Source organism: Archangium sp., from assembly GCF_045802675.1.
Lineage (GTDB): Bacteria > Myxococcota > Myxococcia > Myxococcales > Myxococcaceae > Archangium.
This window is the reverse complement of the sequence record NZ_JBJMQO010000019.1, coordinates 82,917-109,770: the sequence shown is the minus strand read 5'-3', so window position 1 is coordinate 109,770 and position 26,854 is coordinate 82,917. Positions and strand designations below refer to the sequence as shown.

Sequence of the window (26,854 nt, the reverse complement as noted above, 5' to 3'; positions counted from 1 at the left end):
TTGCCGGGGGAGTCGCCACTGGTACCTTCGCGCCACTCATGACGGTGCGGCGAAAGCTCCTGGGTGTAGCGGCGTGCGTGGCCGCGATCCTCACGCTGGTGTCAGCGGTGGACGCGAAGGGCTTCCGCCGCTACCTGCGCCTGCGCCAGGACGTCGAGTCCATCCAGGAGCGCAACCGCGCCCTCACCGAGCAGAACGACGCCCTGCTGCGCGAAATCAACGCACTGCGCAATGAACCCGCCGCCCTCGAGCGCGCCGCGCGCGAGGAGCTCGGCTACGTCAAACCCGGCGAGCTCGTCTTCCACCTGGAGTAATCGTGTCCGCGCTCTCGGCCATCCCTCCAGTCTCCAAGTTGCTGCGCTTCCTCGTGCGCGCCGTGCCCGCCGCGGCGCTGCTCTCCGCCTTCGTCCACCTAGCCCGCGGCGGCTTCCGCGGCCTGCAGACGCTCGGGTGGACCGAGGCCTCCCTCGTCCTCTTCCTGCTCGCCGCGCTCGGCGTCATGGGCTGGCGGCGCTTCACCCGCGGCGCCGTGGGCGCTCCGCTCTTCTTCCGCGATGACCTGGAGCTGGGCGCGGTGCTCATCGCCTCGTCCTACATCGTGGTGGCCATCGCCGGGGGCGCGGTGTTCCCGCTCGTCTACCTGCTCATGGCCTTCCTCGTGGCCTTCCTGCCACGCAACGTGGGCCTCATGCTGCTCGGCATGGCGCTCGCGTTCGACGCGCTCGTGAGCCTCCAGGGCCCCGAGCGCAGCGTCACCGCCTTCCTCACCCACTCGCTCTTCCTCGCGCTCTTCTCCGGAATGTACCAGCTGGTGCTCTCGGCCCGCATCGCCGCCGCCCGCCGCGCGGAGAGCTCCGCCGTGGAGAAGCGCATCAAGGAAGTGGAGGAGCGCGCCCGCACCTTCCGCCTCGTCAGCTCCGGCTCCCACGACAACCCTCCCGACGAGAAGGACGAGGAGAAGTGGCTGCTCGCCTCGGTGAAGGAGGTTGAAGGCGCGGTGAGCGCCGCGCTGGAGATCGCCGAGACGGCCCTCAAGACGAACACCTGCGCCGCCTTCCTGCTCGCCTCGGACGACAAGGGCCTGAAGCTGTACGACTGCCGCAGCATGTCCGACCGCGTGCAGCGCGAGCGCTTCAACGCCGGCGAGGGCATGCTGGGTGGCGTGCTCAAGCGCCGCGCCCCGGTGCGGATGCACTCGGCGCACGGGCTCAAGGGGATTACCTGGTACGACGGCGGCGCCCCCGAGCTCAAGGCCGTGCTGGCCGTGCCCATCATCGAGGGCAGCGGGCTGGTGCGCGGCGTGCTCGTCGCGGACCGGCTCACGCACAACCCGTTCTCCGACGACGACGAGAAGCTCTTCACCACCATCGCCGCCGAGGTGCTGCGCTCCATCGAGGTGGAGCGGGTGATGACGTACATCCGCAAGACGCGCGACGAGAAGGACCGGTTCTTCCGCGCCATCGAGGAGCTCAACCGCGCCGGCAGCCCCGAGCAGGTGTTCCTCGCGGTGCTGGAGAGCGCCCGGCAGCTCGCGGGCCTGGACTTCTGCGCCGTCACCATCGTCAACGAGGCCGAGGGCAAGCGCACGCACAAGGTGGCGCGGATGCTCGGCGTCACCGCCCAGGGCAGCAAGGCGCTCGAGGGCCGCTCCTTCCCGGACAACAACGGCCTGGTGGCCAACGTGGTGCGCTACGGCGCGCCGCTGCCCGGGCGCGACATCAAGGCCATGGACCGTCAGGTCATCTTCGACGAGGAGACGCAGTTGCGCGGCCTCGGGGCCCTGAAGATCTTCCCGCTCGTGGCGGGAGACCGGATTCTGGGCACGCTGGTGGCGGGCTCGCGCCGCAAGGCCGCGCTGGACCATGACGTGCTGCGCATGCTCGAGGTCATCGCCATCCAGGCGGCGCAGGCGGTGCTGCGCGCCCAGCTCTACGAGGCCATGGAGCGCATGGCCACCACGGACGGCATGACGGGCCTGTACAACAACCGCACCTTCCAGGCGAAGGCGGACGAGATGCTGGCCCACTCGCGGCGCTACGGGCGCAAGTGCTCGCTCATGCTCACCGACGTGGACCACTTCAAGAGCGTCAACGACACCTACGGCCACCTGACGGGCGACCAGGTGCTCAAGGGTGTGGCGCGCATCCTCAAGGAGCAGGCGCGGGACACGGACATCGTCGCGCGCTACGGCGGCGAGGAGTTCGCCATCCTCATGCCCGAGACGGACGCCAAGGGCGCCAAAATCATCGCCGAGCGCATCCGCGAGGCCATCATGGCCGAGGTCTTCCAGACGGAGATGGGCCCGCTCAAGGTGACGCTGTCACTGGGCATCGCCACGGCGCCGGACCACGGCACGGACAAGCTGGTGCTCGTCGAGCAGGCGGACCAGTGCCTGTACTACGCCAAGCGCCACGGCCGGAACCAGTCCGTCACGGTGGCCGAGGCGCAGGGCGGCAGGAAGCTCCAGGCCGTCGAGGGTTGAGCCGAGGTGACGCAACGGACCCGAGTCCCCCTGGCGGTGACGACGAGCGGCAAGCCGGAGGACTCCCGGGTGGCGAGGGCCCGCGCGGCCGCGCGCCAGTGGGGCCTGCCCTTCATTCCCCGGCGCAAGAAGGAGCCCCTCGGCCCGCTGCTGGAGTCCGCGGCGGACGCCTTCATCGTCTTCGAGCGCGAGAGCGTGTCGCTCTGGGACCAGGAGGGCTCCTTCAGCTTCAACCCGGGCATGGCGCACCTGCGCCGGCTGCGGATCCTCTCGGGGCAGGTGGGCGGGGATGACGCGCTCGTCCGCGTGGCCGGGCTGCGCGCCGGAGACCAGTTCCTCGATTGCACCCTGGGGCTCGGACAGGACGCGCTGGTGGCGGCGCTCGTGGTGGGTCCCTCCGGACGCGTGGTGGGCCTGGAGAAGAGCCTCGCGCTCCACGCCGTCGTCTCCGAGGGCCTCGAGGCCTATGACTACGGCCCGGACTCGGCCCGCGTGGAGCCGGTGCTCGCGGACTCGCACGCGTACCTGCGCGCGTTGCCCTCGGGCTCCTTCGACGTCGTCTTCTTCGATCCGATGTTCGAGAAGCCCAAGAAGTCCCAGCCCGCCTTCGAGATGCTCCGCCGCTTCGCCGAGCACGCCCCGCTCACGTCCGAGACGCTCGAAGAGGCCCGGCGCGTGGCCCGGCGCTGGGTGGTGGTGAAGGGCTCGAAGTACTCGGACGATTTGAAGAAGCTGGGGCTCGAGGCCGAGCCCGGCTCCCACTACACCTCCGTCATCTGGGGCCGCGTTCCGGCTCGTTGAGCCTCCATCTGTCGTCGGGGGACGGATGGGCGCTCGCGGCCCTTGAAGGGCAGGGGGCCCGGCCCCTAAGGGGGTGGCGGAGGTTGCATGAGCCACCGTCTCCTGCGGATCGCGGGACCGATCATCGGCGTGGTCGTCCTCGGCCTGGCGCTCAAGGCGCTCCACGAGCAACTGCGCGCCTACCACTACCGCGACATCGTCCGGCAATTGGGCGAGCTGCCCCTGCCGCAGGTGCTGCTCGCGGTGGTGCTCGCGATCCTCAGCTACGGGGTGCTCACCGGCTACGACTGGATTGCCCTGCGCTACGTGGGCAGCCCGCTCGCGTACCGGAAGATCGCCCCCGCGGCCTTCATCGCCACCGCCGTGAGCAACAACGTGGGCCTCACCTGGCTCAGCGGCGGCTCCGTGCGCTTCCGCTTCTACTCGTCCCAGGGCCTGTCCACCGCCGAGGTCTCCAAGGTGGTGGGCTACATCTCCCTGAGCTTCTGGGTGGGCTTCACCACCCTCGGCGGCGCGCTCTTCCTGTTCGATCCGCCTCCCATCCCCCCCGGACTCCACCTGCCCGGCACCAGCCTGCGCCTCATCGGCGTGCTCTTCCTCGCCGTGGCCGCCGTCTACATGGGCTTCGTCCTCGTGCGCCGCCAGCCCGTGCGCGTGCGCGGCTGGGAGCTCGCCATGCCCACGCGCCACCACCTCATCTGGCAGGTGCTCGTGGCCGGAGGGGATTGGTTGCTCGCCGCCTCCACCCTCTACGCGCTGCTCCCCCGGCACGACGTCTCGTTCCACGCGGTGCTCGGCGCCTTCATCGTCGCCCAGATGTCCGGCCTCATCAGCCACGTGCCCGGGGGCCTCGGCGTCTTCGAGACCGTCGTCCTCTTCTTCCTCTCCGACCGCATCCCCAAACCCACCATCCTCGGCACGCTGCTCGTCTACCGCGCCATCTACTACCTGCTGCCCTTCGCCATCTCCGTCGTGATGATCGGCGTCCACGAGTTCTACCAGCGCCGCGCCCACGTCCAGCGCCTCGCCGCCACCGCCGGCCGCTGGGGCTCGGCCCTGTTGCCTCCCGTCTTCGCCCTCGCCACCTTCACCACCGGCGTCCTCCTCCTCGTCTCGAGCTTCACGCCCTCCCTCGAGGACCGGCTCATCGAGGTCAATCGCTTCGTGCCGTGGCCCATCATGGAGGCCTCTCACTTCCTCGGCAGCCTCGCCGGCGCGGGCCTCCTCCTGCTCTCACGGGGCATCCAGCGGCGGCTCGACGGCGCCTACGTCCTCACGGTGGCGCTGCTGGCCGCCGGTATCGCCACCACGTTGCTCCGGGGACTGGAGATCGAAACGGCGATCGTCCTCGCGCTGCTCCTGGCCTGCCTCCTGCCGTGCCACCGCGAGTTCTACCGGAAGGCCTCGCTCCTCCATGAGCACTTCACCGCCGGGTGGATTCTCGCCATCCTCGCGGCCCTCGCCGCCACCACCTGGCTGGGCCTCTTCGTCCACCGCCACGAGGAGCTCTCCAGCGACATGCTCTGGGCCTTCGTGCTCCATGGCGATGCGCCCCGCTTCCTGCGCGCGAGCGTGGGCGCCGCCGTCGTCGTCGTCGTCTTCGCCGGAGCCCACCTGCTGCGCCCGCTCCCCCCTCGGCCCGAGCGCCCCTCCGAGGCCGACCTCGCCACCGTGCGCGACATCGTCTCTCACTCACCGAGGGCTTCCGCGCACCTCGCGTTGCTCGGGGACAAGTCCCTGCTGCTCAACGAGTCCCGGACGGGCTTCGTCATGTACGCGCACCAGGGCCGCGGCTGGGTCGTGGTGGGGGACCCCATCGGGCCCGAGGAGGAGCTGCCGGGGCTCGTGTGGCTGTTCCACGAGGAGGTGGACCGGCACGATGGGCTCACGGTCTTCTACGGCGTGGGCCCCGAGCACCTGCCGCTCTACCTCGACATGGGCCTGTCCCCACAGAAGCTCGGGGAGGAGGCGCGGGTGGCGCTGGAGGGCTTCTCCCCGGACGCCGGGGGCCCGGGCACGGTGCCGGACGGCTGTCACTTCGAGGTGGTCCCCGCCGACGGCGTGGGCGCGCTGCTGCCCGAGCTGAAGCGCGTGTCCGACGACTGGCTCTCGCGCCAGGGCCACCGGGAGAAGGGCTTCACGATGGGCTACTTCGACGAGCGCTATTTGTCCGGGTGCCCCGTGGCGCTCGTGCGGCGGGAGGGCAGGGTGGTGGCGTTCGCCAACCTGTGGACGGGCGCCGGGCACGAGGAGCTCGCGGCGGACCTCGTGCGCTTCTCCGCCGAGGCCCCCGTGGGCGTGATGGACTTCCTGCTCGAGCAGCTCCTGCTGTGGGGCCGCCGCGAGGGCTATCGCTGGTTCAATCTGGGACTGACGCCCTCCCCGGAGATGGAGGGAGGCGCGCTCGCGCCGACGTGGAGCCGGCTGGGCTCCCTGCTGTTCCGGCACGGCGAGCACTTCGAGGACCTCCAGGCCCTGCGCGCGTACAAGGAGCGCTTCCACCCGGTGTGGGAGCCGCGCTACCTGGCCTCGCCCGGAGGCATGGCGTTGCCGTTCGTGCTCGCCGACGTGGCCGCGCTGGTGTCCCGCGGGCCGAGGGAACGGTGGGGTTCCGGAAAAAACTGACCCCGGGACCCGGAGCAGAAATCTCCGAATCCCGGGGCAGTGGCGGCCAGGGAGAGGGGGAAAACCCTGGCGGCACAGCATGAATAATCAGGGGCGGCGGGTTGCGCATCTCCCTCTGTGCGCTCCCCAGCGGCCGTGCGGAACGTTTCCATTCCGTCACACGGTTGCGACAACCCACTTCGCCCGGGGCCCATTCCCGACGGGCCGGAATTCTTCTCCCCGGCGCCCATGCCGGGGAACATGCCCGGAGCTGGCTGCATCCGGCGTGCCGGGTGGGGTCCCTCGGGGAGATGCGCGAGATCACCTGCGCACAGGGGGCAGGATGCCCCGCCCGGGGCACGATGCCCCGAGCGCCTGGGACAGATTCGCACCCGCGGGCTCCTGTGCGTGTGACAGTTCGTCAAACCCGGCGCGGGCTCTATCTCGCGAGGACCCGCCCTACCAGCCGGAACGAGTGGACGTCCGGATCCTCGATGAACCGCGTGTGCACGAGCAGTGAATGGCCCTCGCCATCCCCGGCGATCGCGGGCGGAGTGGTGAAGGGGAAGGAGGTGAAGACCTCCGGCAGCAGCGGCACTCCGCCCGGGTTGGGCACCCGGCCGTCCACCGTCACCTGCGTCCCTCGGATGCTCTGAGGATTGAGCGGGCTCGTCGGTGCTCGCGAGTCCAGCCAGACCACCTGGTGCTGGACGCCGTCGAACGTCACATCCGGCAGGTTCACGGAGCTGAACTCGCCCTCCGGGACCGCCGCGATGGTGAAGCCCGGCGTGCCCTCGAGGGTTCCCTCCCTCGTCACCCGGGTGCCGATGATCTCCGTCCCGAACCTCGCCCAGACGACGAGCGCCGTGGTGCCGTCGAAGGAGAGCGCCGGAGAGCCCTCGCCGAAGATGGTGGGCGGCGAGAGCGCGAGGCCCGCCGGATCCATCACCGTGCCGTCGTACGCCACCCGCGTGCCCTCGATGCCGCCGCCGCTGCTCCACGCCACGAGGAAGCGGTCACCCATGTGCACCACGTCGGGATCCATCCCGAAGCGGCTCGGCGGCGCGAGGCGGATGCCCGAGGCGTCCATCACCCGGCCATCCCCCCGCACCCTCGCGCCGAAGATGGTGAAGCGCAGATCATCCAGCGCCCCGTCGCGCGTGTCCTCCCAGGCCACGAAGAAGCGCCCGTCACCGCCCGCCACCGAGGGCGAGAGCTGACGGACTCGCGCGGTGGAGATGGGGATGCTGCTCCGGTCGAGCAGCCGCCCGGAGGCGCTCACCCGGGCGCCCCGGATGTCCTCGCCCCGGGGGTGCGGCTCCTGCCAGACGACCAGGAACTCGCGGCCATCGAAGGCCACGGCGGGCTTCGAGGAGCCCGGGGCACTCGGCAGCTCGATGCCCGGGCGATCCAACACCCGGCCATCGGGGAGCATGCGCGCGGCCACGAGCGTCGGGCCGTCGAGGTTCCGGAACTCCTGCCACACCACCAGGAAGCCACCATCCCCCCAGGCCACCGCCGGGAAGTGCTGCGCTGGGGCCGCCGTGGACAGCTCCAGCGCGGGCGAGTCCAGGGCCCCGCTGCTGCGCGTCAGCCGCGTGCCCAGCACGAACCGGCTCCGCGGAAAACCCGAGGCCTCCTCGACCAGCGAGGGCGATTGGTAGGCCACGAAGCACTGCACGCTCCCGCAGGCAATATTCGCGTGCTCCTCGCGATCGAAGTCCCCCGCCGACACCGGGAAGCCCGCGCGGTTGATCACCGTCCCGTCCGCCGTCAGGCGCGTGCCCCGGATGCGGCTGTGCTCGCCACTCCGCTCGTCCGTCCAGAGGACGAAGGCCCTGTCTCCCGCGCTCGCCACGCGCGCCTCGTGCTGCATGCCCGACGCGGTGGACAGCGCGATGCCGTCCCGATCGAGCACCGTCGCGTCCAGCACCCGCGTCCCGAAGATGTCGCTGTCGCCCCGGCGCGTGTCCTCCCAGACGACCCACATCTGCTCGCCCATGCGGCCGACGGAGGGCTCGCGCTGGTCTCCGAACGCGGAGGAGATGATGAAGCCCGGGCTGTCGAGCACCGTGCCATCCGGTGCCACGCGCGCGGCCAGGATGTCGGTGGAGCCGCCTTCTGCCTCCTCGGGCCACACCACCAGGAAGTGACGGCCGCTCCAGGCCACCCGCGGCTGGCCGAGCTGCCCCCGGGCCACGCGGAAGCCGCTGGCGGTCAGGGTGCCCGCCTCGTCCACCAGCAGGGTGCCAATGACGGAGTTGTCGTCGTCATCGCCAATGTCCAGCGAGGTGACGAGGCACCGGCCCGCGCCATCGCAGGCGATGGAGGGCTCGCCGCCCGAGTCGATCTGGTCGATGAGCACGGCCTCGGGATCCACCACCGTCCCATCCCGACGGATCCGCACGGCGAAGACCTGGATGTCATCGAGCCACACGACGACGAAGTGCGTCCCGTTGAAGCCCACGGCGACGGGGCCTCCCGGGTTGAAGCCCTTGACGCTCGGATTGAGGACGAGGCCCGTGGAGTCGAGCACCTCGCCCGCCGTGTTCACGCGCGTGCCGAAGATGCTGCCCGAGCGCTGGTCCCTCCAGGCGACGAAGTACAACTCCGCTCCGTCCGACGCCACCGAGGCCGAGCCCTCCGCCCACGGCTGGAGCTGGAGCCCCGTGCTGCCCAGCCCCAGCTCGTCCTCGGGCGCCAACCGCGAGGGTTCACTCGTGAGCGCGGTGGACCGTGGCTTCGCGTCCTCCTCCGCCGAGCGGCCAGGCTCCTGGGCCGGAACCTCGCCACAGGCCATCACGAGCAACAGTCCCGTCAGACCGAGAACCTTCAGCTTCCAGCCATGCCGCTGTTTCCACCTCACGCCCATCGCCACCCCCCTTTTCGAGACGCGGGCAAAGCTCGGCAGGGTGGGTGGAAGTGGCAATGGCCGGTAGGGCAGGGTGGGAGGTTTCGGAAGGACGCGGGCGCGGGTGTGCCCGGTGGCGAACTCCGCCGGCCCGGGCCCTATCTCCCGAGCTGCCTGCCCACCAGCCGGAACGCGTGGACGCCCTTGGGCTCGATGAACCGCGAGTGCAGGAGCAGCGAGTGGCCCTCGCCATCCCCAGCGATGGCCGGAGGCGCTCGGAAGGGGAAGCCGTAGGGGAGGTGGAGCTTGGGCATCAGCTGCACTCCGCCCGGCGCGGACACCACGCCGTCCAGCGTCACCTGGGTCCCTCGGAGGTTCGAGGCGTTGAGGGGATTCATCGTCGGCTCCCGCGTGTCCAGCCAGACCACCTGGTGCTGGACTCCGTCGAACGTCACGCCCGGCAGCTCCGCGAAGGCCGGTATCGTCCGCGGCACCTTCCCGATGGTGAAGCCCGGCGTGCCCACGAGGGTGCCTTCTCGCGTCATCCGGGTGCCGAGGATCTCCATCTCGTACAGGTCCGACACGATGAGCACCGTGGTGCCGTCGAACGAGAGCGCCGGCGAGTCCCCCCGGTAGGCGCCGGGCTGCGAGAACTGGATGAGCGAGGGATCCATCACCGTGCCGTCGTACGCCACCCGCGTGCCCTCGACACCGTCCATCGACCACGCCACGAAGAAGCGATCGCCCATGTGCACCACGTCGGGCTTCCACCCGGAGCGGCCGGGTGGCTCGAGGCGGATGCCCGAGGCATCCAACACCTGGCCATCTCCGTCCACCCTCGCGCCGAAGGCGGTGGGGAACCAGCTGTACGCGTCCCGCTGGCCGTCGCGCGTGTCCTCCCAGGTCACGAAGAATCGCCCCGCACCGCCCGCCACCGAGGGCGAGAGCTGATGCAGTGGCGCGGTGGAGATGGGAATGCTGTCCCGGTCGAGCAGCTCGCCCGAGGCGCTCACCCGTGCGCCGCGGAGATCCTCGCCCTCGGGGTGGGGCTCCTGCCAGACGACCAGGAACTCGCGGCCATCGAAGGCCACGGCGGGCCTCGAGGAGCCCGGGGCACTCGGGAGCTCGAGACCCTGGGGCTCCGCCACCTGGCCATCGGGGAGCATGCGCGCGGCCACGATTGTCGGACCCTCGAGGTGCCGGAACTCCTGCCACACCACCAGGTAGCCGCCACGCCCCCAGGCCACCGCCGGGGAGTGCTGCGCCGGCTGCGCCGTGGTCAGCTCCAACGCGGGCACGTCCAGCGCTCCCCGGCTCGGCTTCAGCCGCGTGCCCAGCACGAAACGGCTCGCGGGAAAGCCGGAGGCCTTCTCCATCGGCGAGTGTGATTCGTAGGCCACGAAGCAGTGCGCGCTCCCGCAGGCGAGGTTCGCGTGCTCCTCGCGCTCGAAGCGCTCGGCCGAGACCGGGAAGCCCGCGCGGTTGATCACCGTCCCGTCCGCTGTGAGGCGCGTGCCCCGGATGCGGCTGTGCCCGGTGCTCCGCTCGTCCGTCCAGAGGACGAAGGCCTTGTCGCCCACGGCCGCCATGCGCGGCTCGTGCTGCCGCCCCGACGCGGTGGAGAGCGCGAGGCCTTCCGGATCGAGCACCTCCGTGTCCTTCACCCGGGCTCCGAAGATGTCGCTCTTGCCGTTGCGCGTGTCCTCCCAGACGACCCACAGCTGGTCGCCCATGCGGCCGACGGAGGGATCGCGCTGGTCCCCGCTCGCGGAGGAGATGACGAAGCCCGGGTAGTCGAAGTCGTAGGGAGCGTCGAGCAGCTCGCATTCCGTGCTCACGCGCGCGCCCAGGACATCCATGGAACCTTTACGTGTTTCGGACCACACCACCAAGAAGTGACTGCCACTCCAGGCCACGCGCGCCTGGGTGAACGGGCCCTCGGTGAAGTGGCCGCACCCGTTGCTCGTCAGGGAACCCGCCTCGTCCACCAGCAGGCTGGCCTGGAGGAATCTGTCCTCGTCCGCGTAGTAACCGTCCACCATGGTGACCAGGCACCGGCCCGCCCCGTCGCAGGCGATGGAGGGCTCTCCCACTCCCCAGTCGAGGTAGATGTCGAGGTACACGGCCTCGGGGTCCACCACGGTCCCATCCGGCCGGACCCGGACGGCGTAGAGCCCCCCGTTGTACGCCAGCCACACGACGACGAAGTGCTTCCCGTCGAAGGCCACGGCGAGCGGGGTACCCGCGTCGTGCGCCTGGTTGCCCGGATTGAGGACGAGGCCCGTGGGATCGAGCACCTTGCCGCTCGTGCTCACGCGCGTGCCGAAGATGCCGCCCGCGCGCTGATCCGACCAGACGGCGAGGTACAGGCCCGCTCCATCGGACGCCACCGCGACCGGGCCCTCCGCCAGCGGCTGGAACTGGAGTCCCGTCTGGCCCAGCCCCAGCTCGTACCCGGACGCCAACGGGGAGGGCTCGCTCGTGAGCGCGGTGGGCAGTGCCTCCGCGTCGTCCTCCGCCGGGCCGTCAGGCTCCTGCGACGGGGCTTCGCGGACCCCGCCACAGGCGAGCCCGAGCACCAGTCCCGCCAGACCGAGAACCTTCAGCTTCCAGCCCTGCCGCTGTTTCCACCTCGCCCCCATCGCCGCCCCCCTTCGAGACAGCGGGTCAAGCTCGGCAGTGGGAGGGGGCGTGGCAACGGCCCGGAGGGCAGGGGTGAGTGGGACTCAGCGCTCGCCCTTGGGCGGGCCTTCGCTTCCCACGGGCGACATCTTCGCGCTCCACGATCCCGCCGTCTCGTGCGGCATCAGATCTCTCGGCGAGCGGTAGTACTGCATCGGCGAGTCGTGCAGGAAGTTCGACACCCGGCTCGTGTACAGGCACGCGTAGCGCTCCACCTGCTCGCCGAACCGGCTGTTCTCGTTGCCCTCCTTGAACAGCAGGCCCCAGTACGGGTTGAAGCCTTCCTCCACCTCGGCCTCCAGCGTGTCCGCGATCTCCGTCGCCTCGCGCAGCGCCCAGCGCAGCTTGTCCAGCTCCACCTTCGTCCGCTTCCGCTCCTCCTCCAGCCGCGCCACCTCCTCGCCCGTCACGTCCTCGCGCTCCAGCCTCCGGTCCAGCGAGTTCAGCACCCCCTTGTGGTGCGCCACCTCGTCGTCCAGCCGCTCGCGCGCCAGCTCCACCTCGGACAGCTTCTCGATGCGCTCCCGCTGCCCGTCCGTGTACGTGATCTCGTCCTCGATCTCCTGGACGATCATGCACGTGCGCCACAGCGAGGACTTCTTCGACTTGAGGATGTCCCCGTAGATGTGATCTCCCACGTACAGCACGCACTCGCCCGCGTAGCCCGTCTGCTGCTCGAACTGCTGCAGGTTGCCGCCCTGGTACACCTTGCCGCGCTCCAGGTGGCTCGCCTCGCCCACCACGCGCGCTTCCTCTCCGGGCCCCGCCGTCTCCAGCTCCAGGAACGGCCGCTGCTCGGAGAAGAACGCCGGCTTGGCCGCCAGCGTCACGATGTAGTCGAAGTAGTTGCGCCAGCTCGGGTACTCCGGCACCTGCCCATCCAGCAGGTAGCGCATCACCGCGTCCGTGTAGTCCCACGCCGAGTTCGTCAGCAGGAACAGCCGCTTGCCTCCCGAGCGCAGCTTGTGCAGCGCCGGCCCCAGCTCGGGGTCCTGGAAGATGTAGCGGCCCAGCTCCTTGCGCACCTCGCGCTTGAGCGAGTTGTCCCGGTGCACCGTGTCGATCGCGTCGCGAATGTCGTCGTACAGCTTGCCGTAGTCCACGCGATGGCCCAGCGACTCGAGCAGCTCGATGATGCCCGCGAAGAGCCACGCCTCGGGCAGGGCGAAGAGCGTGTCGATCCACGCGAACCGCGGGTTCTTCACCTGCACGCGCTGGTTGCGGTAGAGCTTCTTCCACACCTCGCGCTCGAGCGGCCGCAGCCCGTGCCACGCCCGGCCCACGTACCCGAAGCGATCCATCTTCAGGAGGTTGCCGTTCGCCTTGTCCACCGCCAGGCCGCGGATGACGAAGTGGTGGTCGTACTGCAGGCTGCCGACGACGGACGGGTAGCCGCGCTCGGAGACGAGCTTCGCGAGCGTCATGTCATAGGCGAGCTGCTCCAGCCGGCGCATGTGGTAGATGGCCAGCGTGTAGTCCATGTCGAAGCCGATCAGCTCCACGCTCCCCATGCGCAGGTTGCGGTTGACGAAGATGTCCCGCGCGCGAGGCTCCTGGCGGATGCTCACCCGGGGCCTGCTCAGCAGGCGGGCGAGCTCGGCATCGGAGAAGAGACTCTGGGCGCGGCGCTCGGCTTCCTCGGCCTGGGCTCGATTGCGGGAGGAGCGGAAGCTGCCGTGCAGGGGGTCCGAGGTCGTCGGGCTCCCGGGGATGGGGCCAGTCGCTGAGAGTTTCGGAGACACTGGACAGACAGACATAACACGCGGCCCTGTGACGTCACCATTCACACTGACCGTGCTCCTTGCGGGCTCCCGAGCCAACGTGGCACGCTCGCCAACCCCCATGAGATCGCCCGCCCGGCGTCGCCCCCCGTCCGACGCCGACCTCCACGCCCGCTTGTCCGCCCGAATCGAGGCCCTGGAGGACCGTGTCCGCCGGCTCGAGGTGCTGGTGCGCGGCGCCGCCGGGGCCGCCCGTTCGCGAGCCTCGGGCAGCACTTCAGGGAAGACGGTGGGGAAGAGCGGGGCCCGGGTGCGGCGCGAGCCGCCCGCTCCCCGGGTGAAGGGCCGGGCCCGCCCCCGTTGTCCTGGCTGCACCCTGGAATTGCCCTCGGGGCCCCGGGGTGAGGCCTGCGTATGGTGCGGGTTCCAGTTCGACGCCGTCCGGCTCCGGAAGAGGAAGGGATGAGCAGCGCCTACCGGTTGACCGGCCGCATCGAGGCCGGAGAGCTCGCCGAGCTGTACGAGGCCGTCCAGGAGCCGCAGGGCTCCAAGGTGGTCATCAAGCTCTTCCACCCCAAGACGTCGGATCCGCGCTACGCCACCGTGCTCGCCCAGACGTACAGCGTGCTCAATCCGCTGCACCCCGAGGGCATCGTCCACGTCCTCGACATGGGCTTCGTGAAGAACCGGCTCGCCGTGGTGCGCGAGTACGTGGGCGGCTACACGCTCGGCACCGCGCTGCAGCGGCTCAACTCCAAGGAAGTGCTGCTGCCGACGCCCGTCGCGCTCTACCTCATCATCCAGCTGCTCGAGGCCGTGGAGCGCGCCCATGCCGTCGGCGTCGTCCATGGCGCCATCACCCCGGGCAACGTGCTGCTCTCGCGCACCGGAAAGCCCTCGGTGTTCGACTTCGGGGCGCTCCAGGCGCTCATGGGCGTGCCCGAGCTCAAGCGCGCCTTCGCCGGCCGCGGCCGCAGCGCCTACCGCGCCCCCGAGGTGGGCCGGGGCGACATGCCCGACGTGCTGTCGGACCTCTATTCCATCGGCGCCCTGGCCTACGAGCTGCTCACCCTGCGCGAGGCCGTCATCCCCGAGGGAGGTGTCAGCACCCGCCGCGCCGGCCTGCCTCCGCCCAGCCGATTGGATCGGCGCATCCACGCGCGGTTGGATCCGATCATCCTGCGCGCGCTGGACGCCACGCCCTCGCGGCGCTTCCGCTCGTGCGCCGAGTTCGCCGGCTCGCTGCGCAACTTCCTCTCCAACGACGGCGGCGTGCCCGGTGTCGAGGACCTGCGCCGCTTCGTGGCCGAGCTCTACCCCAACGAGGTGACCGTCTTCGCGGCGATTGGCGCGGTGCCGTTCTCCGAGCGCTTCTCGCTCACGCCCATCTCCGGCGTGTCGCTGGCGCAGGTGAGCGCGGACGCGCTGGACAAGTCCGTGGTGGTGCGGCCCTCGTTCAGCCCGGCCCTCAGCGAGTCCGACACCATGGAGGCCCCGCCCGCCTTCGAGGAGTACCGGGAGGAGTACCTGCCCGAGCCCACCCCGGCCCCGGGAGTGGATCGCAACGTCCTCGAGTCCACCCAGATCTTCTCCGGCAGCCCTCCGAAGGAGAAGAAGCAGGAGAAGGAGCAGGACGGCACCGAGCCCACCCACGTCAGGACCCAGGCCCTCACCGAGGTGGAGATGGCGCTCCAGGCTCCTCCCGGGGACGACGAGCAGACGTGGGTGGCGCCTCCGGGAGCGGCTCCGCCCAAGCCGCGCCGTGGGCCCGTGCTGGTGGGAGGCGCCGCCGCGGCCGCGAGGGAAGGCACGCGCATCGGCAAGAATCCCCGTCTGCGCGTGGTGGAGGACTACGCTCGCCCCGAGCCCACGCCCGGGTCTCCGCCCCCGGAGGGAGACCCGGATGATCGGATCGACACCGCGAAGGTGGAGGGGACGGTGAGCCGCTCGCGGGTGTCCGAGGGCACGGTGACGCGGGCGCGCATTCCTCCCGAGGGGACGGTGAGCCGCTCGAAGGTGTCCGAGGGCACCGTGGCCCGGGCGCGCATGCCTCCGTCGCTGGTGCGCGGCCACGCGTCCGAGCAGCCGCCCTCGGCCGAGCCGGATCGCTCCTCGTACATTCCCATGCCCCCGCCGACGTCCCCGGAGATGAAGGCGGCGGTGAGCCAGCGCCGCCTCTTCACCGAGGAGCGCAACCTGATGGCGGACACGCGGCGCCGGCGCCAGATGATGGGCGTGGCGGCCGGTATCGCGCTGGTGGGCCTGGTGTGCTTCGCGTTCGGGGTGTGGAAGTTCTCGCAGAAGCCCCCGCCCGACACGGATCCCAACGTGTCCGCCGTCAGCGGCGCCGTGGAGCAGTACCTCAATCAGCCTCCCGAGCCGGCGCCCAAGCCCAGGTCCAAGCCCACCGCGCCGCCGCAGCCGGAGCCGGAGGTGGTGTCCTCCTCGGGTGAGGCCGAGGACTCCACCCAGGCGGGCCTCGCGTACCTGTCGATCGACGCCAACCGCCCGGCGCGCGCCTATATCGACGGCGTGAGGGTGAAGCGCAACCTGCCCCTGGTGCGCTACCCGGTGAAGCCGGGCACCCGGGAGATCATCGTGGAGACGCTCGGCGTGCCGCACCAGCGCGAGGCGTTCCCGGTGCGCCTGGAGCACGGCGAGCACAAGAAGCTGGAGCAGCTCTTCCCCGACACCCCCCACCGCTGAAGCCATGGACCGGACCCGCGTCTTCGTCGTCGAGGATCAGCCGACCCTGCTGCGCAACCTCCTCAAGGTGCTGGGCAGCTTTCCGGAGCTGGAGGTGGTGGGCAGCTCCCAGGATGGCGAGCAGGCGGTGGAAGAGCTCGTCCGGGTGCGCCCGCAGCTGGTGCTGCTGGACCTGGAGCTGCCGGGGCTCAACGGCATTGAGGTGACGCGGCGGGTGAAGCGCCGGGCGCCCGAGGTGGAGGTGCTCATCCTCACGTCCTTCGAGGACGAGCAGAAGGTGTACGAGGCCATTCAAGCGGGGGCCTCGGGCTACCTGGTGAAGAGGGTGGGGCCGGAGAAGATCCGCTCGGGCATCCGCGAGGTGATGGAGGGCGGCACGGTGCTCGAGCCCCTCATCGCGCGGCGCTTCTGGAACTACTTCCAGTCCATCCAGGCCAGGCCGCCCGAGCCGGACAAGCAGAACCCCTGGGGCCTCACCCCGGCCGAGTTCGAGGTGCTGCGCTACGTGGCCAAGGGCCTGTCCAACGCCGAGGTGGGGCGGGTGATGACGCTGGAGCGGCGCACGGTGCGCACGCACCTGTCGCACATCTACCGGAAGATGGGCGTCAACTCGCACGTGGAGGCGGTGGTGCTGGCCCTGCGCGCGGGGCTCGTGGAGCTGTGAGCCCCGGCCTCACCAGCGCAGCGGCAGCGAGTTGAAGCCGCGGAAGCCGAAGCTGTGCCACTTGAGGTCGGCCGGCTTCGACTCGTCCAGGCGCAGGTGGGGCAGGCGCTCGAGAATCATGGAGATGCCCACCTCCAGCTCGCGGCGCGCGAGGCCGGCGCCCATGCAGTGGTGCGCACCGAAGCCGAAGGCCACGTGCTTCTGGCGCGAGCTGTCCCGGGTGATGTCGAAGCGGTCCGGATCCGTGAAGACGGCGGGATCGCGGTTGGCGGCGGCATTGACGAGGAACACCAGGCTGCCCTTGGGAATCGTCTTGCCGTGCAGCGTGAGATCATCGGCGGCCACGCGGCTGATGGCGGGCACGGCCGAGGTGAAGCGCAGCATCTCCTCCACCGCGGACTTCAGCAGCCCCGGGACCTTGCGCAGCATCTGTAGCTGGTCGGGGTGGGTGAGCAGATCATAGATGCCGTTGCAGAGCTGATCCGTGGTGGTGGTGTGCCCGGCGAACAGGAAGAGGCAGGCATTGGCCATCAGCTCTTCCGGCGTCATCCGGCCCTGGTCCTGCGCCTGGATCATCAGGCTGAGCGAGTCCTTGCCCGGAGTCTGGCGGCGCTGCTCGATGAGCGGCATCAGGTACTGCTTCATCTCCACCATGGTCTGGTTGGCGTGGGTGGCCAGCTCCGTGGGGTTGGAGCCCAGCGGGGGCGCGCTGAAGGCGGCGAGGTGCTCGGACCAGGCGCGGAAGCGGCCGTGCACCTCGGGAGGAATCCCGAGCAGCTCGGCCAGGGCGAGCGCCGGCATGGGGAAGGCGATGTCCTTGAGCAGATCCGCCTGGCCGTGGGGACGCACCTTGTCCAGCAGCTCGCCCATGATGCGGTGGAGGATCGGCCGCAGCTCGTCAATGCGCTGGTTGGAGAAGCCCGTGAGCGTCTGCCGGCGCAGCCGCACGTGCTCGGGACCGTCCTTCATGAACATCTGGTGCTGGACGGTCTGCATGAACTCGCGCGTGGCGTCCGGGCTCAGGCCCTGGAGCTGGTGCTGGAAGAGCAGGCCGCGGGAGGCGCTCAGGCGGGGATCCCGGTAGGCCTCCACCACGTCCTCGTACCGGGTGATGAAGAAGGCCTGGATGGCCTCTTCCCAGTGGACGGGATCGTGCTCGCGCAGCTCCTTGTAGAGCGGGAAGGGATTGCGCAGGTTCTGGGGGCTGAGCAGGTTGCGGTCCACGGGGGGAGTGCTGTTCGAGCCGTTCATGGCGCGGCAGAGTAATGTCCGCTGGATCCCCTGTCGAGGACTCCCAACCGTGACCGCTGCCTCTGTTGGCCAATACGCGCCCTCCCGTTTCGAGCTGTTCCAGACGGCCCGGCGGACGGGCTCCTTGGGCCTGATGATGCACATCTGGCGCAACCATGGAGACCTGACGGATGTGCGGCTGGGCGGTAAGCGCGCGTTCTTCCTGGTGGTGCACCCGGAGCACGTGCGCCGCATCTCGGTCACCCACCGCCAGAACTACGACAAGCTCAAGAGCTATGACGGCGTGCGCGAGCTGTTGCTCGGCAATGGACTGGTCACCGCGATAGGGGAGGACTGGCGCCAGCAGCGCCGGATCATGGCCCCGTTCTTCACCCCGCGCGCCGTGGAGAAGTACTACCCCGTCTTCGTCGCCGACACCCTGCGCTTCATGGAGCGCTGGCGCTCGCGTGACGCGGGCTCCGGCAAGCCCGTGGACATGCTCGGCGAGATGATGCTCGTCACCGCCAGCGTCATCCTGCACACCGTCTTCAGCACCGACTCGGACGAGACGCTGGTGCGCTTCAAGGACTCGCTGGAGGTGCTGCTCAAGTACGTGTCGAACCAGGACCGCACGCTGCTCAAGCTCCCGCGCTGGGTGCCCACGCCCAGGAACCTGCGGTACCGGCGGGTGCGCCGGGAGGTGACGGAGTACATCTCCGGGCTCATCGCGCGGCGCCGGGCCATGCCCGAGGACCAGTGGCCGGAGGATCTCCTCACCAAGCTGATGGCCACGCGCGACGAGGAGACGGGCGCGCTCATGGCGGACCAGCTCCTGCTCGACAACGGCTTGACCCTGTTCTTCGCCGGGCACGAGACCACGGCCCGCACGCTGACGTTCCTCTGGTACGCGCTGTCCCAGAACCCCGAGGTGGAGCGGCGCCTGCACGCCGAGCTGGACGCGGTGCTGGGTGATGCGCCGCCGACGATCGACGACCTGAAGAAGCTGCCGTACACGCTCCAGGTGGTGAAGGAGGTCCTCCGGCTCTATCCGGCCGCGCCCATGTACGTGAGGGATGCCGTGTCCGAGGACTCGATTGATGGGGTGCACATCCCCGCCGGCTCGAGGATGCTGATGTTCCCGTATGGCACGCACCGCCATGCGGGCTACTGGGAGGAGCCGGAGCGTTTCGACCCGGACCGGTGGCTGCCCGAGCGCGAATCCGCGCGCGACCCTCACGCCTACCATCCGTTCGCCGCGGGCCAGCGCATCTGCGTGGGCAACAACTTCTCCCTGTTCGAGACGCACCTGATGACGGCCATGCTGGCGCGGCGCTTCAAGGTGAGGCTGGCGCCCGGGCATCAGCCACGCATCGAGGTCACCGGCACGCTCGGGTCGCGCAACGGCATGCCGATGTTGATCGAGCCGCGGTAGGTCCGCGCCGGGCGGTGGGGCAGGGGACTACCGGGCGTTGCGCACGAGCCGCAGGTGCGACTTCTTGCCCGAGCGCGGCCCCGGGCCGGCGTACGCACCAGGGGCATACGGCACATAGGGCTGAGCGCGCAGGCGCTCGCGGGGGTGCTCCGTCGGCGCGAAGGGATCCGACGGCCCGCGCAGCCCCGAGCGCAGCACGACGAGGAACAGCATCGTCAGCAGCAGCGACACCGTCACGAGCGTCAGGGTGTAGCTGGAAAACATCCCATCCATCGTGGGGGAGGGATCCGGCATGAAGAGCATCGCGCTGAGCAGCAGCCACCACAGCCCGCACAGCAGGAAGCCCGCGCCACCCACCCAGATCTTCACCCGCGACCAGAAGGTGCGCCGCTCGGGAAGGGAGGGGGCCCCGCGGGACACCGGGTACTGCCGGGAGGGCTCGTCGTCGTGCGCGAGCCTCGCCAGCGCGAACGCCGGGACTCGCGCCTTCCGCCCGTGGCCCATGGGCGCGGCCACCGCGGACCGGTGCCTCCACCTCGCCCCGAAGGCCAGCGCCAACACGCCGTAGGGCACGAGCACGGCCGGCCCCATCCGGAGGGCCTCACTGGCACCGTACAGAAGCACGGCGCAAGCGAGGCCAGACAGCAGTGACCGGAGGTGACGGGGCGGAAACGCCAGCATGAAGCGAACGGTAGCAGAGATGAGGGCTTCCTCCAGTTTGCCACCTGTACGGGTCCGCTCCGACTCCTCGTGGGAGGCTGTCCTCTCCTGGACGCCCCCGCCCCGCAGGGGCTTGCCGGGCCCGCCTGCTCGCATGGGCTCCGGGCGAGCTTCAGCAGCGGCGTGAGGGCCGTGAGCAGCGCGGCGCGGGAGACCTCGTCGCCATGTCGTGCTGCTCGCGCCAGGCCACGTAGTTGTTGCCCATGGCGATGAGCGCGTCACGAGCGGCTCCAGCTGATAGGGCCGCTCAGGGTCGTCAGCGCGCGTGGTGCTCCAACCCGTGTTTCCCCCCGGAGTGTTTCTCCGTCTGGAAGTTTGAGGACGAAGTTTCCACGAGGATTTCCGTGTTGGGCGCGGACGGTCCGGCCGGAGAGCGGGCGGGCCGCGGATCGTGAGTCGGGCAGCGGGACGGACTCGTGTACCTTGCGCGCCGCGTCCTCCTTGGAAGGTCGAAAGTGCCCACTGCCATTCCCCTCCAGAACCCGCTCTCGCAGCGCGTTGCTCGTGAGCCCGCCACCGGCCAGCCCCAGTCTCCGGGCCCGCTGTCCGTCACCTCGGCGACCGCGCGTCTCGCCTTCGAGTTGCTCATGGCCCTGGACCTCGACGGCGACGGCCGCCTCACCGAGCGCGATGCCGACCGCGCGCGGGAGAGCGGACTGCGCTTCGCGGTGGACCTCGAGCTCGGCCCGGGCGCGCGTCTGGAGCTGGCCGGAGCGGAGCGGCTCTCGCATGTCGCGGACGTGCTCGCCGGGGAAGTGCAGGCGGGGCGGGGGGATGAGCCCGGGCTCCCCGTGGAGCGGATGCTGGAGTCCCGCGGCACCGCGCTGCGCCAGTTGATCGACGAGGGCTGGGACGGGCTCGTCCGCCGCTCGGATCGCGCCGTGGACTTGAAGAAGGCGCTCGAGGTGATGCCGGTGAAGGACCCCGAGGGCCGGCTGCGCGTGTACGTGCCCGTGCGGGATCGCAAGGCGCTCAAGAAGCTCCGCGCCGAGGCCCGGCGCTCCAGTGGGCTGGAGCTGGTGCCGCTCCAGAAGCCTCGCGAGGCCGCCGACTGGACCGCCCTCATGCGCCAGCCGGGGATGCTCTACCTGCCGCGTCCGTACATCGTCCCGGGCGGGCGCTTCGTGCAGATGTTCGGCTGGGACAGCTACTTCAACGCCCGCGGTGCCCTGGCCTCCCAGCGCTACGGGCTCGCGAGGGATCTGCTCGAGAACCAGCTCTACGAGATCGAGCACTACGGGAAGATTCCCAACTCGAATCTCAGCTACCACCTGTCGCGCACCCAGCCGCCGCTCATGCCCCGGCTGGCGTTGGAGCTCCAGGCGATGCGCTCGGACAAGCGGCTGCTCAAGCGCGTGGCCCGGATGGCCGAGCAGGAACTCGAGACCGTCTTCCGCACCGGCGCTCGCGCCACCCCGAGCGGGCTGTCGCGCTACAAGGACGACGCCGAGGGCCCCGATGCCGAGGACCTGTCCGCATTCTACGGCTCGCGGCCGGACGACGCCGGCTTCCACCGCCATGACCGCGCCATCCGCGAGAGCGGCTGGGACATGTGCCACCGCTTCGGCACGGCCACCCATCACCACGAGCCGGTGTGCCTCAATTCGCTGCTGTTCCAGTACGAGATGGATCTCGCGAGCCTCCTGCGCCAGGTGGAAGGCGAGGACTCGATGCGGGCGGCCCGGTACGCGAAGGCGGCGCGGGCCCGGGCTCGCACCATGCGTGCGCGCTTCTGGGATGCCGAGCGCGGGCTGTTCTTCGACCATGACTTCGTGACCGGACGCCGCTCGCGCTACGAGTCCCTGGCCACGTTCTATCCCTTGTGGACGGGCTGGGCCTCGCGCGAGGAGGCCGCCACCGTGGCCGCCGCGCTCCCGCGCTTCCTGCATGACGGTGGCCTGACCTCCAGCACGCGTGCCTCGCGCGAGGCCGCGGGCGGAGAGCCGCTGCAGTGGGACTGGCCCTTTGGCTGGGCGCCGCACCAGCTCATCGCGGTGGAGGGCCTGCGCCGCTACGGCTTCCACGCCGAGGCCGATGCGGTGGCCTACCGCTGGCTGTCCATGGTGTTGGACATCGCGGGGAGCCACAACGGCCTGGTGAAGGAGAAGTACGACGTGGTGAGCCGCTCGGCCGAGGTGCCCGTGGAGTACGGCAACCAGGGCGCGGACCGCGGCTCGCTCCTGGCGCCGCGCTCCGAGCGGACGCTGGGCTTCGCCTGGACGAACGCCTCGGTGCTGCTGCTGCTGGACGGATTGTCTCCCATGCTGCGCGAGGCGCTCGACGCGGGCATTCCGGCGGACCGGGTGTTCGGCCCGCGCGACCAGGGCGGCAGCGGCCGTTCCCGGAAGAAGCGGGCGGCTCGCATCGCCGCGTGACGGGGTGCGGCCCGGGCTGGCACGGGTGCTGGGCGTGAAGCACGGCCAAGAGGCGGTAGGGGGGCTGGGCGAGGAAATTCCGGCCGCGTCCGCTCAGACTCGACTTTCCAGCGAGTCAGCGTGGTGCGCGTCGAAGCCCCGGCGCGCGGTCAAACGACGGCCCGCCGACCAGAGCGTGAGAGGTGCTCCTCGCCGCTAGCCACGAAGCGTCGCGCCAGCTCGGCCGCGCCTTCCGCGCCACGCTTCGCCACGTACTGTGCTTCCACGGGCAGCAGGGCCTTGACGGTGACGAGCCGCACGTCGCCGAACGGCGTGGAAAACTGCCTGGGCAGCGTGCGTGACTCGAGGCCCAGCAGTACGCCCACCCGGCTCTCCGGCGTAACGAGGGACGCGGGCATGTCCCTGCCGTCTACCTCCACCGCGAGTGGGCCCGCATTCGCTCCCTCGCGCAGGTGCTCATGGGCCACCACCTCCTTGGAGACTTGCTCCAGCAGCAGGTAGGGCCAGCTCCCCTCAATGGCGTCGAGGGGAAGCTCCGTGGGCTCTGTTTCCAGAGCGAGCTCGAGGCCAAAGCCCACGGAGGGCTGCAGTTGGGCGATGAAAGGGTCCGAGAGGCCCTCGGAAACGAGGAGCAGGCGTCCGCCTTTCCGATGGATGATGGCCCAGTCCTGCCGGTGGGCTGGCCATTCGTAGCAGATGGCCCTTGGGGCAACAGCCAACTCGTCCAGCGTGCCGAGCGACTTCCACGCCGCGCGTCTGGCCGCAGGAGGGGGCTCCAGAAGCTCGCGGCACCTCTGCTTGTAGGCGCGCTCCTCGTCGCTGATGGGGCTCGGGCCGGTGACTTCCGTGAACTCCATCCCCGAGGCTCCGGTGCGCTCAAGGGCTTCCTTGACGTCTTCGGCAACCAGCAGGGCTGGCGGATATCCCCAAGGCCGGAAGACCTTGGCATCACCCACTCTTGAGGGGTCGATTCGCATGCCCATTACTGATCGGTACTGGCCGAGAAGGTCAGGCCGGTTGTCTTCTGGTTTCCAATAGAGCACCTCCTCGGAGGTCTCGTCGTCGACGCATTTCACCAGTCGCGCGACGTTGACCAGGAAGTAAGGCTCTGGCCGCGAGTCCACCTGGGCGGGGTAGAACTGCACGTCCCCAGGAGCCAACTCGGCAAGAGTGCGAGCGACCTTTTCGGTGACCACGGGAAAATCCCCGGCGTCCGCCAAAGAGAAATCGAGCGGATTACCCGGATGGAGGATGGGAACCCGGAGGGGGCTGTCGAAAGGAATGGGCGACGCATTCAAGTACAGCCGCGCTCCCACCTTCTTTCCCTGGGTATCCAGGGTGTCGTGAAGCACCCAACGCTCCGGGCTGCTCATGTCCTCGTTCAGCCTGAAGTACCGCTTCGTCATGTGGCTTTCCTATCGTCACTCGGTCCGGGTGACGAGCTTGTTGAGCCGGGTGCCGACCTTTCGGAGTTGCTCGGCAAGCAGCTCCAATTCCTGCCTCCACGGCAGGGGAGAGGGCCAGGGAAAGGGCGAGGGCGAACCTGTCGGTGTGACTCAGCGTGGTGTCGCTCGGGCCATCCCCCAGCAGATGGAAGCAGTCGTAGCTCTGGGTGAGGCTGCCCCAGGGGGCGTGCGTGGCGCAGGCGGACTGGACGAAGACGAAGAGGACGAACCAGTAGCCGAGGAGGTGGCGAAGCGGCACGCCAGGTGGGCGCGGGCCGGCACGACGGGTGGACACGGCGCACCTCCGGAAGCGACGCGGGGGCGAGCCGTCGCTCCGGAATTACACGGAAACGCGGGTGGGCCCGTCAAGCCACCGGGTTGGCCATGCGTGGCAGATACAGCGGGCCTGATCTACTGCTGCCCCGGCCACGGCGCCCCTGACCCTGTTCAGCGGGGGAGCGCCACTCCCGGGATGGTGATCGAGCGCGGCCCGTCCTCGCGCAGCATCAGCGTGACCTCGCCTTGATGCTCTCCAGGTTTCGCATCCGCTTCGACCACCACCCGGCGCGATTCGTGTGGCGGGATGGAGCCTCCCTCCAGCCATAACCGAATCCCCGTCAGCGCCTCGCCCTGGGCGTCCACGAGCGTCGCCACGCTGGCCGACCAGGGCTCAGTGCCTTCATTCGTCAGCGACACCTCGATTGCTACCCGGAGTTCCGAGCGGTAGGCGACTCCGCGCGTCGCGGTGAGAGTCCCTTCCGTGTGTCGTATGATTTCCTGATTGAGCTGGAGGGCACGGATTCCCGCCTTGCTCAGCGAGTTGCTGGCGATGAGTCGCCGCAGCCCTCGCGGATCCCCGTACTCGGTGCGCAGTTGCTCGAGCTGCTGCCGGAGTGCCGCGTTCTCTTCCTGGAGTTGCTGATTCCGCGCCTGCTCCTGGGCCACCTCGTGCTGGTAGGACTCGAGCGTTCTCCTGTCGCGGTACACCTCGACCTGTCTCGTCGCCCTCCCTCTGTGGACGACGAGCAGGAAGGTGACACTCGCCCCGTCAGGGAAGCGCGCCAGGAGTCGAAAGTGCTCCCCCTCCACCCCGTCCCCCGGAGGCATGAGGCTCACGCTGGTGTTGCCTCGAGTCACCTCCGCGAAACGAACCTCGTCCTCCACGTCAATGACGACGCGTGCGTCGAAGACAAAACCGGTGAAGAGCCCCGAGCTGACGCATATTTCCTGCGCGGCGCCATGCGTCAATGACAGCTCAATGCGCTGCACGTCCTGACACGCAGCAGTCGGTTGCGCATCCGGCGCCGTGTGGAGAAGCGCCAGAATGAGGAGAGGCGAGATCACGGTGGCACGTCCTCCAGGAGGGTCCTACTCGAACCGCAGTACAGGCACCAGGCTGACGCTGTTGAGGATGAGGGGCTTCTCGGACGTGCCTTCATACGGCGGCACACCGACATCCTGGTTCTCGTACATCTCCAGGCAGACCGGAAACACCTTGCCATTCGGCAGTGTGGCTTGAGTGAAGCGCGCATAGACGCGGTTCGTTCCGAGGTACATGTGTCCGGAGAAGACGGTGTGATCCGGGATCTCCCCCCACGGTCCAATCGTCTCCGCTGTGACAGGGCCTTCCTGCGCCGGCACGGGTTGGACCCCTCCATGGAGCGGCGGGAACAGGCCCCCGTGCCACCCGTGGATCTCGAGCTTATCCATCGCCTCGGCGGCTCCCGGCGGGCACTCCGCCGGAGGAGGCGGCGGACGTACCTGCGGGCCGCTCGCACAGGCGGCGCCGACAGCGCAGCCAGCGGCAACCAGGGATCGGAGTGTCTTGGGCTTCTTCATCGGTGAATCCTCGTTGTGCGTCGCACGGGCGACGGGCGCGGGGGTGGGTGACTTCACAGGTTCCGCGCCGGGCCCAACGTCGCCCGTCACCTTCGCTGGCGCCACTTCCTGGCGAGAACTGGCCTGCTGCGATGGAGACGGGGGCCGCGACTCCCAGCGTTGGGCGAGCACGGCGAACACCCCCAGGACCGCGACGAGAGCGAGCCCCACGAGCACCCCTCGCGTGGGTGTCAGGGCTCCTCGTGCAGCGGGGGCGGGAGAGGGACTCTTGCCGCGACGGCCCTCGGGGAAGAGCGGCGCGCGCCAGGACCGGTCGGCCTGGGCCCACTCCGTCGTCAGGGCGGCGGCGAGCGTCTTCGCGTCCGCGTACCGGGCCTCCGGTTCCTTCTCCAGCATCCGCATGCACAAGTCGCCGAGGGCCCGCGGCACGCGCGGGTTGAGCTCATGGGGGGCCGGTGGCGTCTCCTCGAGGACGGCGCGTACCATCCCCGGGTCGTGGCGATCCCCGAAGGGGAGGGTGCGCGTCAGCAACTCGTAGGTGATGACGCCCAGCGCCCACAGGTCATCCGCTGGCGTGAATGGGTAGGGCTCCCCCTCCCACTCGCGTGCGAAGCGCCACGCCTCGGGGCTGCGGTACTCCGCGGTGCCGGGAGGGAGCAGTTGCGTCAGGCGCGGCGCTCCCTCGAGGCCCGCCGCGCCGAAGTCCACCAGCACGGGCTGCCCGTCCTCCTCGCGCACGAGGATGTTGGCGTCCTTGAGGTCGCGGTGCACGACGCCGGCCGCGTGCACGTCCGCCAGGGTGAGAGCCAACGGCAGCAGCACCTGCAGCACCAGCTCGAGCGCGGACGGGTTCTCCTCCTGCGCCCAGACGTTCAACGGGCGGCCCTCGACCAGCTCCAGGGCCAGCACCAGGAAGCGCGGCTGCTCCTCGGGCCAGAAGCCATACCCGTGGAAGCTCACCACGTTCGGGTGCCGCATCAAACGCAGGGCCTCGACCTCCCGGTCTCCTCGCGGTTCCATGGGCACCAGCTTGATGGCGAAGGGCCGCCCCCCACGCCTCGCCCGGTACACGGTGCCGAAGCTGCCAGAGGCGAGCGGCCCCTCGACGGTGAATCCGGCCACCTCCGTGCCGGGAGCCAACCCCCAGGGCAACCCATCCCTGGCCTGTCCACCGCTTCCATCGAGCATCTGGCCCGCCTCCGAAAACTCCAGAGACTACCAAACGGATGGCGGGGTTCCCCGGACGCAAGAGGTTGGGCTCGCGGCCTCCGCTCCCCGGGCCTGGCCGGCAGAGGCCAGCGA

Annotated in this window: 16 protein-coding genes; 8 read left to right on the top strand and 8 right to left on the bottom strand. The window is 69.9% G+C overall.

Features of this window, described 5'->3' with window-relative positions; all coding sequences use genetic code 11:
- Positions 1-77: 77 nt before the first annotated feature.
- From ACJ8AN_RS04700 to mprF, 4 genes are all read left to right on the top strand, one after another.
- The gene (locus tag ACJ8AN_RS04700) at positions 78-314 is read left to right on the top strand and encodes an FtsB family cell division protein (RefSeq protein WP_407754009.1); all 237 of its coding nucleotides are present in this window, start codon (positions 78-80) and stop codon (positions 312-314) included.
- A gap of 2 nt (positions 315-316) precedes the next feature.
- Positions 317-2,482, top strand: a complete 2,166-nt coding sequence (locus ACJ8AN_RS04695; RefSeq protein WP_407754008.1) for a diguanylate cyclase — start codon at positions 317-319, stop codon at positions 2,480-2,482.
- A gap of 6 nt (positions 2,483-2,488) precedes the next feature.
- Positions 2,489-3,283 carry a class I SAM-dependent methyltransferase gene (locus ACJ8AN_RS04690; RefSeq protein ID WP_407754007.1) on the top strand — a complete coding sequence of 265 codons (795 nt, stop codon included), beginning with the start codon at positions 2,489-2,491 and terminating at the stop codon, positions 3,281-3,283.
- Positions 3,284-3,370: 87 nt separating this feature from the next.
- Positions 3,371-5,908 (top strand): bifunctional lysylphosphatidylglycerol flippase/synthetase MprF, encoded by a 2,538-nt coding sequence (gene mprF, locus ACJ8AN_RS04685; RefSeq protein WP_407754006.1) that lies wholly within the window; start codon positions 3,371-3,373, stop codon positions 5,906-5,908.
- 418 nt (positions 5,909-6,326) lie between these two features.
- Here the strand turns inward: mprF and ACJ8AN_RS04680 are convergent, their stop codons facing one another.
- The 3 genes from ACJ8AN_RS04680 to ACJ8AN_RS04670 all read right to left on the bottom strand — a co-directional run bounded on the left by ACJ8AN_RS04680 (position 6,327) and on the right by ACJ8AN_RS04670 (position 13,177).
- On the bottom strand, positions 6,327-8,753 hold the full coding sequence (locus tag ACJ8AN_RS04680; protein ID WP_407754005.1) for a hypothetical protein: 2,427 nt from the start codon (positions 8,751-8,753) through the stop codon (positions 6,327-6,329).
- Positions 8,754-8,896: 143 nt separating this feature from the next.
- Positions 8,897-11,380: a hypothetical protein gene (locus ACJ8AN_RS04675; RefSeq protein WP_407754004.1), complete on the bottom strand. Its 2,484-nt coding sequence runs from the start codon at positions 11,378-11,380 to the stop codon at positions 8,897-8,899.
- A gap of 84 nt (positions 11,381-11,464) precedes the next feature.
- Entirely contained in the window at positions 11,465-13,177 is a 1,713-nt protein-coding gene (locus ACJ8AN_RS04670; protein WP_407754003.1) for an HAD-IG family 5'-nucleotidase, read from the bottom strand.
- A 426-nt stretch (positions 13,178-13,603) separates the two neighbouring features.
- Here ACJ8AN_RS04670 and ACJ8AN_RS04665 point away from each other — a divergent pair, with 426 nt between their 5' ends.
- Together ACJ8AN_RS04665 and ACJ8AN_RS04660 are read left to right on the top strand one after the other, a co-directional pair.
- A complete protein-coding gene (locus ACJ8AN_RS04665) occupies positions 13,604-15,847 on the top strand; it encodes a serine/threonine protein kinase (RefSeq protein ID WP_407754002.1) in 2,244 nt (747 codons plus the stop codon).
- A gap of 4 nt (positions 15,848-15,851) precedes the next feature.
- The gene (locus ACJ8AN_RS04660) at positions 15,852-16,511 is read left to right on the top strand and encodes a response regulator (RefSeq protein WP_407754001.1); all 660 of its coding nucleotides are present in this window, start codon (positions 15,852-15,854) and stop codon (positions 16,509-16,511) included.
- 9 nt (positions 16,512-16,520) lie between these two features.
- On the opposite strand, the gene ACJ8AN_RS04655 is transcribed toward ACJ8AN_RS04660, so the two are convergent.
- Positions 16,521-17,762, bottom strand: coding sequence for a cytochrome P450 (locus ACJ8AN_RS04655; RefSeq protein ID WP_407754000.1), 1,242 nt, complete (start codon positions 17,760-17,762; stop codon positions 16,521-16,523).
- Positions 17,763-17,811: 49 nt separating this feature from the next.
- Between ACJ8AN_RS04655 and ACJ8AN_RS04650 the strand changes: the two genes are divergently transcribed.
- A complete protein-coding gene (locus tag ACJ8AN_RS04650) occupies positions 17,812-19,173 on the top strand; it encodes a cytochrome P450 (protein ID WP_407753999.1) in 1,362 nt (453 codons plus the stop codon).
- Positions 19,174-19,200: 27 nt separating this feature from the next.
- On the opposite strand, the gene ACJ8AN_RS04645 is transcribed toward ACJ8AN_RS04650, so the two are convergent.
- A complete protein-coding gene (locus ACJ8AN_RS04645) occupies positions 19,201-19,764 on the bottom strand; it encodes a hypothetical protein (protein WP_407753998.1) in 564 nt (187 codons plus the stop codon).
- 584 nt (positions 19,765-20,348) lie between these two features.
- Between ACJ8AN_RS04645 and ACJ8AN_RS04640 the strand changes: the two genes are divergently transcribed.
- Entirely contained in the window at positions 20,349-22,268 is a 1,920-nt protein-coding gene (locus ACJ8AN_RS04640; protein WP_407753997.1) for a trehalase family glycosidase, read from the top strand.
- A 149-nt stretch (positions 22,269-22,417) separates the two neighbouring features.
- Here the strand turns inward: ACJ8AN_RS04640 and ACJ8AN_RS04635 are convergent, their stop codons facing one another.
- From ACJ8AN_RS04635 to ACJ8AN_RS04625, 3 genes are all read right to left on the bottom strand, one after another.
- Positions 22,418-23,674: an imm11 family protein gene (locus tag ACJ8AN_RS04635; RefSeq protein WP_407753996.1), complete on the bottom strand. Its 1,257-nt coding sequence runs from the start codon at positions 23,672-23,674 to the stop codon at positions 22,418-22,420.
- Positions 23,675-24,160: 486 nt separating this feature from the next.
- Positions 24,161-25,057 (bottom strand): DUF2381 family protein, encoded by an 897-nt coding sequence (locus tag ACJ8AN_RS04630; RefSeq protein ID WP_407753995.1) that lies wholly within the window; start codon positions 25,055-25,057, stop codon positions 24,161-24,163.
- A 24-nt stretch (positions 25,058-25,081) separates the two neighbouring features.
- Positions 25,082-26,740 carry a serine/threonine protein kinase gene (locus ACJ8AN_RS04625; RefSeq protein ID WP_407753994.1) on the bottom strand — a complete coding sequence of 553 codons (1,659 nt, stop codon included), beginning with the start codon at positions 26,738-26,740 and terminating at the stop codon, positions 25,082-25,084.
- Positions 26,741-26,854 lie beyond the last annotated feature (114 nt).